Source organism: Dokdonella sp. GW821-FHT11D02 (assembly GCF_058808595.1).
In genome coordinates this window covers 209,216-223,046 of sequence record NZ_CM179520.1, presented here as the reverse complement: position 1 = coordinate 223,046, position 13,831 = coordinate 209,216, and the positions used below count along the sequence as shown (strand labels likewise).

The window sequence follows — 13,831 nt, the reverse complement described above, 5'->3', positions numbered from 1 at the left end:
ACGCTCATGTCCCTGCGCGCCACCCGCTCGCCCTCGCCGCATTGGCTCGCTTTCGCTCTGCTCGTTGCAGGCAGCGCCGCGGCGGCGCCGTTCGCTTATGTGCCGAACCAGAAGAGCGGCACGATTTCGGTGATCGACACGGCCACCGACGCGGTGGTCAAGACGCTGCGCGCGAACGGCGAACTCGGCAAGCGCCTGCAGGCGATCGACGCCGACGCCAAGGGCAAGACGCTGTATCTGGTCGACGCCGAACACGAAGTGCTGGTCGCGCTCGACCCCGCCACCGATACGGTCAAGCGCCGCGTCGCGATCGGCAAGGACGCCGAAGGCGTGCGCCTGGCGCCGGACGGCAAGCGGCTCGCGGTCTGCGCCGAAGGACAACATCTGGTCTTGCTGATCGACGCGGCGACGTTCGAGGTGCAAGCGCGCATTCCGACCAAGGGCCGCAATCCGGAGCATTGCGAGTTCGCGCCGGACGGGCGCTCGTTGTTGACCAGCAACGAAGGCTCCGACGACATGGACGTAATCGATCTCGCCAGCAAGGCGTCGACCGGTTCGATCACGACCAGCGGCCATCCGCGCGGCGCCGCCTTCGTCGGCCCCTCGAAACTGTACGTGGCCCAGGAAACCGCCAACGCGGTCGACGTGATCGACCTCGCCGCGCGCAAGAAGGTCACGACCATTCCGACCGCGTTGCGTGCCGCCGGCGTCAGCGCCAGCGCAGACGGCAAACGCGTCTATGTCGCCAATGGCGGCGCCGGCAGCGTGTCGGTGATCGAGGTGGCGAGCGACAAAGCCATCAAAGAGATCGCGGTCGGCAAGCGGCCGTGGAACATGGCGCTGACGGCCGATGGCAAGAAGCTCTACGTCGCCAACGGCCGCTCCAACAGCGTCAGCGTGATCGATACGAAAAAACTCGAAGTCGTCGGCGAAATCGCCGTCGGCGAATTGCCCTGGGGCGTGGTCATCGCGCCGTGAGCGCGTAGCCGCGCCGTCATCACCAATCGAAGGAGAAAGCAGCGATGAAAACCCGTGCAGCCGTGGCGTGGGAAGCCGGTCAGCCGCTGGCGGTCGAAGAAGTGGATCTGGAAGGGCCGCGCGCCGGCGAGGTGCTGGTGCGCATCGTCGCGACCGGGGTCTGCCACACCGATGCGTTCACCCAATCGGGCGCCGATCCGGAGGGTTTGTTTCCGGTCATCCTCGGTCACGAGGGCGGCGGCATCGTCGAGGAAGTCGGCGCCGGCGTGACCAGCGTCAAGCCGGGTGACCACGTGATTCCGCTGTACACGCCCGAATGCGGCGTGTGCAAATTCTGCACCTCCGGCCGCACCAATCTGTGCCAGGCGATCCGCACCACGCAGGGCAAGGGCTTGATGCCGGACGGCAGCTCGCGCTTCTCGATCAAGGGCCGTCCGCTGCTGCACTACATGGGCACGAGCACGTTCTCCGAGTACACCGTGCTGCCGGAAATCGCGCTGGCCAAGATCAATCCCGCGGCGCCGTTGGACAAGGTCTGTCTGCTCGGTTGCGGCATCACCACCGGCATCGGCGCGGTGCTCAACACGGCCAAGGTGTGGCCGGGCGCGACCGTCGCGGTGTTCGGGCTCGGCGGCATCGGCCTCGCCGTGGTGCAGGGTGCGGTGATGGCGAAGGCCGCGCGCATCATCGCGGTGGACGTCAATCCGTCCAAGTGGGAGATGGCGCGCGCGATGGGCGCGACCGATTTCGTCAATCCGAAAGATTACGACCGGCCGATTCAACAAGTGATCGTCGATCTCACCGACGGCGGCGTCGACTTCTCGTTCGAATGCATCGGCAACGTCAACGTGATGCGCTCGGCCTTGGAGTGCTGTCACAAGGGCTGGGGCGAGTCGATCATCATCGGCGTCGCCGGTGCGGGACAGGAGATCTCGACGCGTCCGTTCCAGCTCGTCACCGGTCGCGTCTGGCGCGGTTCGGCCTTCGGCGGCGTCAAGGGCCGCTCGCAGTTGCCCGGCTATGTCGAGCGCTATCTCGCCGGCGAATTGAAGGTCGACGAGTTCGTCACCGAAACGTTGCCGCTGGAGCAGATCAACCACGCCTTTGAATTGATGCACGAGGGCAAGGTGATCCGCTCGGTGATTAAGTACTGAGACGGCCGGCGAAACTTGGGAGTGCGAGCTTGAATCGTTCACACACGCGACACGGCCTCGCGGCGGCCGTGCTGGCCGGCGCGTTCGGCAGCGTCGCCGCGGCGGAGCCGCCGGCGAATCCGGAGAACGTGACCACGCTCGATCTGGTCAACGTGGTCGGCGTGACGCCGGTCGCCGGCACCGAGATCGCGGCGTCCAAGCTGCCTTACGACGTGCAGTCGATCGACGACGACGCGCTCGACCGCGCGCAGGCGCTCGATCTCTCCGACTTCATGACCCGCCGCTTCGCCGGCGTCACCAGCAACGCCGCGCAGAACAATCCGCTGCAGCCGGATCTGCAATTTCGCGGCTTCACCGCGACGCCGCTCTTGGGCGGCTCGGAAGGCCTGTCGGTCTACCTCGACGGCGTGCGCGTCAACGAAGTGTTCGGTGACACCGTCAACTGGGACCTGATTCCGGAAGTGGCGATCGAACGCATGAGTCTCGCGGCAGGCGCCAATCCGGTGTTCGGCCTCAATTCGCTCGGCGGCGCGATCTCGATCCAGAGCAAGACCGGCTTCAGCGATCCGGGCACGCGGTTGGAGGTCTACGGCGGTTCGTTCGGGCGCACGATGACCAACGTCGAGACCGCCGGCAACGCCGGTGCCTGGGGCTGGTATCTGATGGGCAGCCGCTTCGACGAGAACGGCTGGCGCGATCTGTCGCCGTCGAACGCGCGCAATTTCTACGGCACCTTGTCGTGGCGCGGCGAGTCGGCCGCGCTCGACCTGCATCTCGGCCACGCCGACACCGACCTCACCGGCAACGGCGCCGCGCCGGTCGAGCTCTTGCGGCGCGATTGGAACGCGATCTTCACCGCGCCCGACGAGACCGCGAACCGCATGGACGTGGTCAGCGCGCAGGGCCGCATCGATCTCAGCGAGTCGACGCGCTTGTCGTTCAATCTGTTCCATCGCGAAGTGAAGACACGCTCCTACAACGGCGACGGCAGCGACTTCGAACCCTGCGAGGACGACGACGAAGTCCTCTGCGAAAACGACAGCGACGAACGCGTGCTCGACCAACACGGCGCGCCGATCGCCGCCGGCTACGACGCGATCAACAACATCAGCCACCGCCGCCAACGCAGCGACGGCGGCACCTTGCAGCTGAGCTTCGACCAGCCGATCGGCGGCATGCGGAATCAGCTCGTGGTCGGCCTCGACTACAACGACGGCCGTCTGGTATTCGATTCCGCAGTCGAAGTCGCAACCCTCTTGGCGAACCGCCGCACCTCGTCGAACTCGGGCTTGTTCGTGCCCGAAGACGCGCTGCGCGTGCGCAGCCGCACGCGCAGCGCAGGCCTGTTCGCGAGCGACACCTTGTCGATTACCGACGCGCTCGCGCTGACCGTGTCGGGTCGCGGCAATCGCACGCGCACGACCATTGCGGACTTGAGCGGCGACAATCCCGATCTCAACGGCCGCCACCGCTTCTCGCGCTTCAATCCGGCCGTCGGCCTGAGCTATCAGTGGCAGCCGGCGCTGAATCTCTACGGCGGCTACAGCGAATCCACGCGCGCGCCGACCCCGGTCGAGCTGACTTGCGCCGACGAAAACGCGCCGTGCAAGCTGCCCAATCAGTTTCTGTCCGATCCGCCGCTCAAGCAGGTGGTCGCGAAGAGCTGGGAAGCGGGCCTGCGCGGCAACATCGGAAGCCCCGGCGAGGACGAGCACCTGAGCTGGCGGCTTGGCCTGTTCCGCACCACCAATGTCGACGACATCTTGTTTCAGACCACCGGCGGGGTGCAGTCGAACGAAGGCTTCTTCGCCAATGTCGGCGACACGCGCCGGCAAGGTGTCGAGGCGAGTCTGTCCGGCACGAGCTGGCAGCGGCGCCTGCGCTGGTACGCGAACTACACTTTTCTCGATGCGACCTACCGCAGCGCGTTCATCGAGAACAGCGCGAACCATCCCGACGCCGACGACGACGGCCGTCTGTTCGTGCGCAAGGGCGATCGCATTCCGAGCCTGCCGCGGCACAGCGTCAAGCTCGGCGCCGATCTCGCGCTGACCTCTGCGCTCGACGTCGGCGGCGACCTCATCGCGAACTCGGGTCAGTACCTGCGCGGCGACGAGGCGAACCGGCTCGGCCAGACCGCCGGCTATGCAGTGCTGAACCTGCATGCGAACTACACGCTGACGCAACACTTCAGCGTGTTCGCGCGCGTCGACAACGTATTCGATCGGCGCTACGTCACCTTCGGCACCTTGGGCGAGGCGGACGAAGTGTTCCCCGATTTCGAGCGGCCGCAGTTCTACGGACCGGCCGCGCCGCGCGGCGCTTGGGTCGGGTTCCGCGTCGTGCTGTAGTCACCGCGGCGCGGCCTGCGCGAAGCGGAAAAGCCGCTTTCGCCGATCCCCGCTTGCTAGAATCGACGGTTGCGAAAGGGCCGCATGCGCGGCCCTTCGCATTTCCGCACAGGCAAGGACTCGATCGACCGCATGCTTTCCATCGAACACCGCATCGCCCAGGACATCGCCGCGCAGCCGGCGCAGGTGAAGGCCGCCGTCGAACTGCTCGACGGCGGTGCCACCGTGCCGTTCATCGCGCGCTACCGCAAGGAAGTCACCGGAGGACTCGACGACACCCAGCTGCGTCTGTTGGAGGAGCGCCTCGGTTATTTGCGCGAGCTGGAAGACCGCCGCGCGAGCATCCTCGCCAGCATCGAAGAACAGGGCAAGCTCGACGAAACGCTGAAGACGCAGATCCTCGAAGCCGACACCAAAGCACGCCTGGAAGACCTGTATCTGCCCTACAAACCCAAGCGCCGCACGAAAGCGCAAATCGCGCGCGAAGCCGGACTGGAGCCGCTCGCGCTCGGCCTGCGCGAAGATCCTACCGTCGCACCGGAAACGCGCGCGGCGGCCTTCGTCGACGCCGACAAGGGCGTGCCCGACGTGAAAGCCGCGCTCGACGGCGCGCGCCAGATCCTGATCGAATCGATCGCCGAAGACGCGGCCCTGGTCGGCGAGCTGCGCGACTGGGTCTGGAGCAAGGGTCAGATCCGCGCCAAGCTGATCGAAGGCAAGGAAAGCGAAGGCGCCAAGTTCCGCGACTATTTCGATCACGCCGAGCCGATCGCGAAGATCCCCTCGCACCGTCTGCTCGCGCTGATGCGCGCGCGCAATGAGGGCGTGCTCGCGCTCGAACTGGTGCCGACCGCGGAAGCCGAACAAGGCCACTCCGAAGCCGAAGGCCGCGTCGCCGCGCAAGCCGGCATCGCTGCGCGCGGACGCGCCGCCGACGCCTGGCTGCTCGACACCTGCCGCCTCGCCTGGCGCGTGAAGCTGCACCTGTCGCTCACGTTGGATCTATTCGGCCGCACGCGCGAGACGGCGGAAGACGAAGCGATCCGGGTGTTCGGCGACAACCTCAAAGATCTGCTGCTGGCCGCTCCCGCCGGCCCGAAGGCGGTCATGGGCCTCGATCCGGGCATCCGCACCGGCGTCAAAGCGGCGGTGGTCGACAGCACCGGCAAGCTGCTCGCGACAGCCACCGTCTACCCGCACGAACCGCGCCGGCAGTGGGACCAATCGCTGGCCGAACTCGGCGCGCTGTGCCTCAAACACGGCGTCGCGCTGATCGCGATCGGCAACGGCACCGCGTCGCGCGAAACCGACAAGCTCGCCGGCGAGCTGATCAAGAAGCTCGGCGGCAAGATCGCCAAGATCGTGGTCAGCGAAGCGGGCGCCTCGGTGTATTCGGCCTCCGAACTCGCAGCGAAGGAATTCCCCACGCTCGACGTGTCCTTGCGCGGTGCGGTGTCGATCGCGCGGCGCTTGCAGGACCCGTTGGCCGAACTGGTCAAGATCGAGCCGAAGGCGATCGGCGTCGGCCAGTACCAGCACGACGTCAACCAGATCAAGCTCGCGCGCGCGCTCGACGCCAGGGTCGAGGATTGCGTCAACGCGGTCGGCGTCGACGTCAACACCGCTTCCGCACCGCTGCTCGCGCGCGTCGCGGGTCTTTCCGCCAGCGTGGCCGAGAATCTGGTCAAGCATCGCGACGAGCACGGCGCATTCCGCACGCGCCAGGCGCTGAAGAAAGTGCCGCGCCTGGGCGACAAAGCGTTCGAGCAGTGCGCCGGCTTCTTGCGCATCGCCGAGGGCGACGAACCGCTCGACGCCAGCGGCGTGCATCCGGAGGCTTATCCGGTGGTCGCGCGCATCGTCGCCGCATGCGGCCGCGACGCGCGCCAGGTGCTCGGTGACGGCACGCTGCTGCGCGCGCTCGATCCGGCGAAGTTCACCGACGAACGCTTCGGTCTGCCGACCGTGCGCGACATCCTGAAAGAGCTGGAGAAGCCCGGCCGCGATCCGCGCCCGGTGTTCGTCGCGCCGACCTTCGCCGAAGGCGTGGAGGACTTGAAAGACCTCGTCGTCGGCATGGTGCTGGAAGGGCGCGTCACCAACGTCGCGGCGTTCGGCGCCTTCGTCGACATCGGCGTGCACCAGGACGGCCTCGTGCACGTCTCGGCCTTGTCGCACCAGTTCGTGCGCGATCCGCGCGAGGCGGTCAAGGCCGGCGACATCGTCAAGGTCAAGGTGATGGAAGTGGACCTGCAGCGCCAGCGCATCGCATTGTCGATGCGTCTGGACGACGTGCCCGGCGAGGCGCGCAGCGCACGCGGGCCACGCGAGGAGCGCAATGATCGCGGCGGCCGCCGCGAGCAGCCGGCACGCAAGCCGGCCGCCGCACCGGCGCCGACCAACAGCGCGTTCGCCGACGCGTTCGCACGCGCGCGCAAGAACTGAACCGACCGCCGCGGCGGTGGCCTGAACGCCGCCGCCCGCCGCAGCTGAGCGGATACCAAACGGAAATCCGCCGGTTTGCGGACGGCCGTGGCCTGCGCCGTACACTTGCGGGCGAGGTTTCCAGCCGGGGTGCTGCCATGAAGACGTTCACGACACTCAACCTGCGCATTGCGATCAGCGTGGCCTTGATCGGCGCGCTTGCTGCTTGCGGTGACAAGCCGCCGGCAACGTCGGCGCCTGCTGCGTCCACGGCTCCAGCCGCAGCGCCTGCACCGACTGATCCCGCCAAAACGACGACGACGCCGAGCGAACCGCCCGCAACACCGGCGCAAGCACCGACCGCACGCGAGCTCGCCGCGGCGCCGAGGCAGTCCGGCAATCCGCCGCCGAGCACGCCCGAAACGCCGCCGCCGGCCGTCGCGCCGAACCCGGCCCCCGCGGCAACACCCGCTGCGAATTCGTCCCTGGCATCGACACCTGTGCCAGCACCGGCCGCCGCCGGGAGCGCGCCGCGCTACGCGAACGTGATCAGCGTGCAGCCGGTCAAGCGCAAGGTCGACAACAAGCGCGAGGTTTGCCGCGACGAACGCGTCGTGCATCGCGCGCGGCCGAAGGACGACAACCAGATCGCCGGCACCGTGATCGGCGCGATCGCCGGCGGCGTGATCGGCAACCAGGTCGGCGGCGGCCGCGGACGCGACATCGCCACCGTCGCCGGCGCCGTCGGCGGCGGCTATGCCGGCAAGAAGATCCAGGAAAACCAGCAGAACAAGAACACCTACACCACCACCGAGCGCCGCTGCCGCCAGGTCAACGAACCGAGCGAAGAAGTGGTCGCCTACGACGTCGTCTACGAATACCTCGGCTCCACGCAGAAGGTGCGCCTCGACCACGATCCGGGCGACCGCGTCGAGTTGCCGGTGCGTGGCATCGAGTAGTTCGATAGAAATGTCGGAACGCTTTCGTTCTCGACGTCGCTACGACCGAAGCGACTGAGCTTGCTCATCGCGTGCCACTTCAGCACGCCGAATCATCTGCTGCACTTCGGAAACAGCGTGTACGGCGATCAGCTCGATCGCCGGATGCTCGTTCGCGAAGACCCGGAATACCTCGTCGGCGAAAGCTTGGCCGATCGTCGTCACCTCCTCGAAATCGAGGACCACGGTGCTGAAACGATCGACGCGTCGGAGCAGACGTTTGGCTTGCGAGCGCGAGATGAGGTTTTCATCGCCGATGCGCGCGAGACGGACCGGCACCACGGTCTTCGCGAAGGTGTAATCGTCCGGGCCGCTGGAGAACTGATCGAACACTTCTTTCGTCTTCCGTATCGAACGCACCGCAATCTCCATCGCCACAAGCGTGCCGACGGAGGCGTCGGGTAGGTCGACTTCGGCGAGCACGTCACGGCTTTCCGCATCGTCGTGGTCGAACCTGAGGCCGCCCGATTCGATCGAGAAGACGTCGAACATGCGCGAGGTGAAGAAGATGCCCTCGCCCGAATGCTTCGCCGGGTCGGTCGTCAGCTTTCCTTTCGACAGTTCCAGCAGGGCCAGGCGCTCGTCCGGCAAATCCAACGCGCGAGTGATCTTGCGGAAGATGCCGACACCGTCGTCGGCGATCCATAGAACCACTCGAGTCTCGGTGCGATCGACGAAAAGGTGGAGGAAACGGCCTTCGGAATGATCGATCGCGTTGTTGACCATCTCGGTCAGGCCGTGATGGCAAATGTCGACGACGTTGCGTGGCAGGCCCGCGAGCAAAGGGGCGATGTCCGCAGACCAGACCCGATCCTCGGCCAACCCCTTCAGGGCATGCTCGAACGAACCGCGCCGGTTGTTGCCCAGACGATAGGTGGGGCGCGTGGTTCCTGATTTTTCCAGGTAGCCGCTCTCGATCAGAGCACGCGTTCGAGCGGCGACGGCGGCGCGACTGACTCCGATCTCATCGACGACGACCCGAATCAAATCGCCCGGGTGCTGTGCCACGTGAGCCAGCAAGGCAGCTTCGATTTCGGCGGAGCGGCTTGGGCGTGCCATCGCAGGATTGTAAAGTTACGCCGCCCGATTAGATAGTTATTCTCGATTATTGTAAAGTTTCGAACGCGATCGCTTCCTTACTGCCGCGCCCAAGTCCAGCGCAACCCAAGCATCGCCGTACGCCCCGGCGCCGGTTCGAAATAGCGTCCGTTGGAGTCGTTGACGATGACCGAGCCGGCGTAGCGGCGATCGAACAGGTTGTCCACGCGCGCGAACGCGCGCAGTCGGCCGTTCGGCAGCTCAAACGCATAAGCGAGATCGGCGCCGGCCACGGCGTAGCCCGGCGCGCGGTCGCTGCCGAGGTCGTTGACCGACACCGCGTCGACGTAGTCGCCGCTGAGCGAGGCGCGCCAGCCGCGCTCGCCGCCCCAGCTCAGCGCGACGTGCGCATCGCGCTGAGGAATGCCGGGAATGCGCGTGCCGGCGGCGACCGGTGTCGGCGTGCACGGCGTGCCCACGCAGGTCGCGAACGACGAGCGGAAGGTCGCGTCGAGCCAGGTATAGGCCGCTTGCAGTTGCCAGCGCTCGGCGAAGCGCCAGTCCAGCGACAGCTCCACGCCATCGCGGCGCGCGCGGCCGATGTTTTGATAGGTCGTACGGCCGCCGGCTGCGTTGGCGACCGCGAGTTCGTTCTTCGTGTCGGCGCGAAACACGGCGAGGTTCGCTTCGAGGCCGGCGGCCGGACGCAGCTTGAGCCCGACTTCGCCGTTGCGCGTGCGCGCCGGTTTGAGATCGAACGCGAGGCCGGCGCCGCCGTCGGCGCGATAGGCGAGTTCGTTGAAGGTCGGTGTCTCGAAGCCCTTGCCGTAGGACGCGTACAGATTGGCCCATTCCGTCGCGCGGTACAGCACGCCCGCCACCGGCGTAGTCGCACCGTACTCGACGCGACCGCTGTCGTCGGGATTGCGCGCGTTGAGATAGCGGTCGGCCGAATCGAAGCGAACTTCGCTGTGGCGAAGCCCCAAGTTCAACGTCCAGGCGTCGGCCACGCGCCAGCTCGCCTGCGCGTACTGGTCGAGGTTGCGCACCGTGTCGATCTCATTGCGACGCAAAGCGCCGCGCACGCCGAGGGCGTCGCCGACGAAGTTCTCGTAGCCGCGCCGATGTTGTTGCTGGCGATCCCACGCCAGACCGGCGGCGAGTTCGAAGGCGCGCCCGGCGAGTTCGCCACGATAGGTCCAGCGCGCGTCGGCACCGCCGTAGTCGCTGTCGAGATCGACCACGCCGCCCGAATGTAGCGGGTTGGCCTGCGCCGACTTCGGCACGGCGAGATATTGCTCGACCTCGCGCTGGCCGAGATAACCGAGCAGACGCAGGCTGTGACCGCCGCCGAGGTCTTGCTCGTAGATCGCGCCGCCCTGGTTCTGATGCACGCTCTTGCGCGTGTCGAACTGCTCGGCCACCGCGGCGACGCCGCGCGGATCGGTCTCGAACTGCGCGCGGGTCAGGCCGAGCGGATCTTGCGCGCCGGGCAAGGCGACCGAATTGAGCAGCACGGTCAGCTTGCCGCCGTCGCCGATCTTCCAGCCGAGCTTGGCGTTGCCCGATTCGCGCTCGGCGCGGCTGTGGTCGCGGTAGCCGTCGGTCTGGAAATGGGTGAGGTCGAGGTTGTAGTCGAAACCGCCGCTGGCACCGCGCGCATTCGCGCTGGCGCGCCAGGTGCCGTAGCCGGCGCCGGCGAGGCCGAAATCGAAGCTCGGCGGACCTGCGCCGTCGGCGCTGAACAGCTGGATCACGCCGCCGGAGGAATTGCCGTACAGCGCCGAGAACGGGCCGCGCAGCACTTCGATGCGCGCGGCCGAGTCGAGATTGAAATGCGAGACCTGGCCCTGGCCGTCCGGCATCGTCGCCGGAATGCCGTCGACGTACAGGCGCACGCCGCGCACACCGAAGGTCGAACGTGCGCCGAAGCCGCGGATCGAAATCTGCTCGTCCTGCGCATAGTTCTGGCGATCGCGCGCGAGCACGCCCGGGACCGCGCCGAGGTATTCGGACGGATTCACGCCGAGCGTGTCGGGCGCGCTGTCGACGTCGACCGAATCGATCGACGCCGGCACCTCATAAGGATCCTGTTGCGTGCGCGTCGCGGTGACGACGACGACCGGCAGATCGTCGTTCGCCGCCGCCGGTACGGCGGCGGCGAACAAGCAAGCGAGCGCGGCGCAGCCGCCGAGCCCCATCGACCGATCCGTACTGCGCATGCGGTGCCTCGTCCGTTTTCGAGCCGCGCATGCTAGCAGCCGCACACGTGCCGAAAGACGACAGCCGGCACGCTCAGGCGGCGGCGAACTCCAGCGCCGCCGAGTTCAAGCAATAGCGCAGGCGCGTCGGCGGCGGGCCGTCCGGAAACACGTGGCCGAGATGGCTGTCGCAGCGAGCGCAGCGGATCTCGGTACGCACCATGCCGTAGCTGGTGTCGCGCACTTCGCGGATGTGCGCCGGATCGAACGGCTGGTAGAAGCTCGGCCAGCCGGTGCCCGATTCGAACTTCGCGTCGGCGCGGAACAGCGGCAGGCTGCACAGGCGGCATTGATAGACGCCCTCGCCCTTCTCGTTCAACAGGCCGCCGCAGAACGGCGGCTCGGTGCCGTGGTCGATCAGGACGCGGCGCTCTTCCGGCGTCAGGCGCGCGGCGAGACGTTCGCGCTCGTCGGCGCTGGGCGGGGTGAGGTCGTAACCGGAAGCGGACGTGCTCATGCCAATCCTCCGTCTCTGGGGCTGTCGCTGCGCAGCCAGTCGCCGAACTGCTTGCGCAGCTTGGCCACTTTCGGCGCCGCTACGGCGGCGATGTAGGGCTGGGTCGGGTGCATGGCGGCGTAGTTCTGATGATAGGCCTCGGCCTGATGGAACGCCTCCAGCGGCAGCAGCTGCGTTGCGATCGGTGCGGCGAACGCCTTGGCCGCGTCGAGCTGGTGGATGTAGGCATCGGCCACGGCCTGTTGCGCCGCGTCGGCATAGAAGATCGCCGAGCGGTACTGGCGGCCGCGATCGTCGCCCTGGCGGTCGATCTGGGTCGGATCGTGCGCGACGGCGAAGAACACCTTGAGCAGGCTGCCGTAGCTGATGCGGGCCGGGTCGAAGCGGATCGAAATCGCCTCGGCGTGATCGGTCTTGCCGCTGCTGACCGCGTCGTAGTTCGCGCTCGCGGCGCTGCCGCCGCTGTAGCCGGAGCTTACGCCGAGCACGCCGTCGAGTTCGCGGAACACCGCTTCGACGCACCAGAAACAGCCGGCGGCGAGCACGGCGAGGCGTTCGCCCGCCGCATCCGGCGCCGGGTCGAGGTGAGGATCGGGAAACTGCTGGCGCTCGATCGCGAGCGCCACGCCGGGAAGATCGCAGGCTTCGTTCATGACGGGCTCCTTGTACGGAAATCCATGCGGCCGCCGCTGCATGGGCGCAGCGGACGAGACAGGCCGAACGGGGACCTTCTTGCAGATGGCGACCGCCTCGGCAGACACAAGAGCGGAACTCGGTGCACGCTACGCCTTCCAACCCGGCTGGCACGGCGACCCATGTAAAGACGGATTTACGCAGCTGGAACCCCGCTGTAGCCGCGCCACTGCTAGCCTTTAGCCCACCTTGCATGCCCCGCAAAAGGATTCGCCCCATGTCGCGTTGGAAAATCGCGCTGGTTGTCCTCGTTCTGCTCGTGCTCGGCGTGATCGGCTGGCGCCTGATGCACGGCAACGCCGCACCGGCGGCGGGGGCACACGGCGGTGCGGGCGGCGCCGATGCGCCGGTGCCGGTCACGGTGGTGGCGGTCGAGCAGAAGGACGTTCCGGTCTATCTGACGGCACTCGGCACGGTGCAGGCGCTGAACACGGTGACGGTCAATTCGCAGGTGACCGGCCAGCTGAAGTCGCTGCATTTCGCCGAGGGCGATGAGATCGAACAGGGCGCGCTGATCGCCGAGATCGATCCGCGCACGTTCCAGGCCGCCTACGATCAGGCGGCGGCGAAGAAGAGCCAGGATGCGGCGCAGCTGTCGGCCTCGCGCAGCACCCTCAAGCGCTACGAAGAGTTGATCGTGAAGCACTTCGTCTCGGCGCAGGATTTGGAGAACCAGCGCCAGAGCGTGCGCCAGCAGGAAGCCCTGGTCGCCGCCGACGAGGCCGCGATCTCCTCGGCCCGCACCCAGCTCGGCTACACGCGCATCACCGCGCCGATCAGCGGCATCGCCGGCATCCGCCAGGTCGACGTCGGCAACCTGATCACGGCGAACGGCAGCACCGGCATCGTCACCTTGACCCAGGTGCACCCGATCAACGTGATCTTCACCCTGCCCGAGCAGAATCTGGCCGAAGTGCGCAGCGGCCAGACCGCCGCGCCCTTGCCGGTCGCCGCGCTCGACCGCACCGACTCGCACGTGCTCGGCGACGGCACGCTGAAGGTGATCGACAACCAGATCGACACCACCACCGGCACGTTCAAACTCAAATCCGAGTTCGCCAACGCCGACAACACCTTGTGGCCGGGGCAGTTCGTCAACGTGCGGCTGCAGATCAAGACGGTCAAGAACGGCCTGGTGGTGCCGGCGACGGCGCTGCAACGCGGACCGGAAGGCAGCTACCTCTACGTACTGCAAGCGGACGACACGGTCGCAATGAAAATGGTGACGCCGGCCGGCGAGGCGGCCGACCACGGCATCCTGATCACCGGCGGAGTCGCCGCCGGCGAGCGCGTGGTGACCGAAGGCCAGTTCCGCCTCAAACCCGGCAGCAAGGTGATCGCGCTGGCGCCGGGCCAAGCGGCGCCGCCGACCAGCGAAGCGGAGCTGTCGAAGCTGAAGGGGCAGGACAAGGGTCAGCAGCGGCGCGGTGGGCGGCGTGGCGGGTAACGACGCTCGGCTTGCTTTCATCAGCTCTCC

The 13,831-nt window shown here is 67.2% G+C and carries 10 protein-coding genes; 6 read left to right on the top strand and 4 right to left on the bottom strand.

Annotated features, from left to right (window positions below):
* Window positions 1-6 precede the first annotated feature (6 nt).
* The 5 genes from AC3QL3_RS00965 (at window position 7) to AC3QL3_RS00945 (ending at window position 7,866) form a co-directional block, all read left to right on the top strand.
* Window positions 7-978: a YVTN family beta-propeller repeat protein gene (locus AC3QL3_RS00965; RefSeq protein WP_492896374.1), complete on the top strand. Its 972-nt coding sequence runs from the start codon at window positions 7-9 to the stop codon at window positions 976-978.
* A 44-nt stretch (window positions 979-1,022) separates the two neighbouring features.
* A complete protein-coding gene (locus AC3QL3_RS00960; protein WP_492896373.1) occupies window positions 1,023-2,132 on the top strand; it encodes an S-(hydroxymethyl)glutathione dehydrogenase/class III alcohol dehydrogenase in 1,110 nt (369 codons plus the stop codon).
* A 29-nt stretch (window positions 2,133-2,161) separates the two neighbouring features.
* On the top strand, window positions 2,162-4,483 hold the full coding sequence (locus tag AC3QL3_RS00955; RefSeq protein ID WP_492896372.1) for a TonB-dependent receptor: 2,322 nt from the start codon (window positions 2,162-2,164) through the stop codon (window positions 4,481-4,483).
* 132 nt (window positions 4,484-4,615) lie between these two features.
* Window positions 4,616-6,928 carry a Tex family protein gene (locus AC3QL3_RS00950; RefSeq protein ID WP_492896371.1) on the top strand — a complete coding sequence of 771 codons (2,313 nt, stop codon included), beginning with the start codon at window positions 4,616-4,618 and terminating at the stop codon, window positions 6,926-6,928.
* Window positions 6,929-7,065: 137 nt separating this feature from the next.
* Window positions 7,066-7,866, top strand: coding sequence for a glycine zipper 2TM domain-containing protein (locus AC3QL3_RS00945; protein WP_492896370.1), 801 nt, complete (start codon window positions 7,066-7,068; stop codon window positions 7,864-7,866).
* A gap of 39 nt (window positions 7,867-7,905) precedes the next feature.
* Here the strand turns inward: AC3QL3_RS00945 and AC3QL3_RS00940 are convergent, their stop codons facing one another.
* The 4 genes from AC3QL3_RS00940 to msrA form a co-directional block, all read right to left on the bottom strand.
* Window positions 7,906-8,964 carry an STAS-like domain-containing protein gene (locus AC3QL3_RS00940; RefSeq protein WP_492896369.1) on the bottom strand — a complete coding sequence of 353 codons (1,059 nt, stop codon included), beginning with the start codon at window positions 8,962-8,964 and terminating at the stop codon, window positions 7,906-7,908.
* 77 nt (window positions 8,965-9,041) lie between these two features.
* Entirely contained in the window at window positions 9,042-11,165 is a 2,124-nt protein-coding gene (locus AC3QL3_RS00935) for a TonB-dependent receptor family protein (protein ID WP_492896368.1), read from the bottom strand.
* A 73-nt stretch (window positions 11,166-11,238) separates the two neighbouring features.
* Window positions 11,239-11,661, bottom strand: coding sequence for a peptide-methionine (R)-S-oxide reductase MsrB (msrB, locus tag AC3QL3_RS00930; RefSeq protein ID WP_492896366.1), 423 nt, complete (start codon window positions 11,659-11,661; stop codon window positions 11,239-11,241).
* A complete protein-coding gene (gene msrA / locus AC3QL3_RS00925) occupies window positions 11,658-12,314 on the bottom strand; it encodes a peptide-methionine (S)-S-oxide reductase MsrA (protein ID WP_492896365.1) in 657 nt (218 codons plus the stop codon). Before msrA ends, msrB begins: the two co-directional genes overlap by 4 nt.
* Window positions 12,315-12,571: 257 nt before the next feature.
* On the opposite strand from msrA, the gene AC3QL3_RS00920 reads away from it, so the two are divergent.
* Window positions 12,572-13,801, top strand: coding sequence for an efflux RND transporter periplasmic adaptor subunit (locus tag AC3QL3_RS00920; RefSeq protein WP_492896364.1), 1,230 nt, complete (start codon window positions 12,572-12,574; stop codon window positions 13,799-13,801).
* Window positions 13,802-13,831: the final 30 nt, after the last annotated feature.

Excerpts from the sequence above, each read along its gene's own strand:
- AC3QL3_RS00960 (WP_492896373.1), top strand. The coding sequence starts at position 1,023 with ATGAAAACCCGTGCAGCCGTGGCGTGGGAAGCCGGTCAGCCGCTGGCG.
- AC3QL3_RS00920 (WP_492896364.1), top strand. The coding sequence starts at position 12,572 with ATGTCGCGTTGGAAAATCGCGCTGGTTGTCCTCGTTCTGCTCGTGCTC.
- AC3QL3_RS00945 (WP_492896370.1), top strand. The coding sequence starts at position 7,066 with ATGAAGACGTTCACGACACTCAACCTGCGCATTGCGATCAGCGTGGCC.
- AC3QL3_RS00950 (WP_492896371.1), top strand. The coding sequence starts at position 4,616 with ATGCTTTCCATCGAACACCGCATCGCCCAGGACATCGCCGCGCAGCCG.
- AC3QL3_RS00940 (WP_492896369.1), bottom strand. The coding sequence starts at position 8,964 with ATGGCACGCCCAAGCCGCTCCGCCGAAATCGAAGCTGCCTTGCTGGCT.
- msrB (WP_492896366.1), bottom strand. The coding sequence starts at position 11,661 with ATGAGCACGTCCGCTTCCGGTTACGACCTCACCCCGCCCAGCGCCGAC.
- AC3QL3_RS00965 (WP_492896374.1), top strand. The coding sequence starts at position 7 with ATGTCCCTGCGCGCCACCCGCTCGCCCTCGCCGCATTGGCTCGCTTTC.
- msrA (WP_492896365.1), bottom strand. The coding sequence starts at position 12,314 with ATGAACGAAGCCTGCGATCTTCCCGGCGTGGCGCTCGCGATCGAGCGC.
- AC3QL3_RS00935 (WP_492896368.1), bottom strand. The coding sequence starts at position 11,165 with ATGCGCAGTACGGATCGGTCGATGGGGCTCGGCGGCTGCGCCGCGCTC.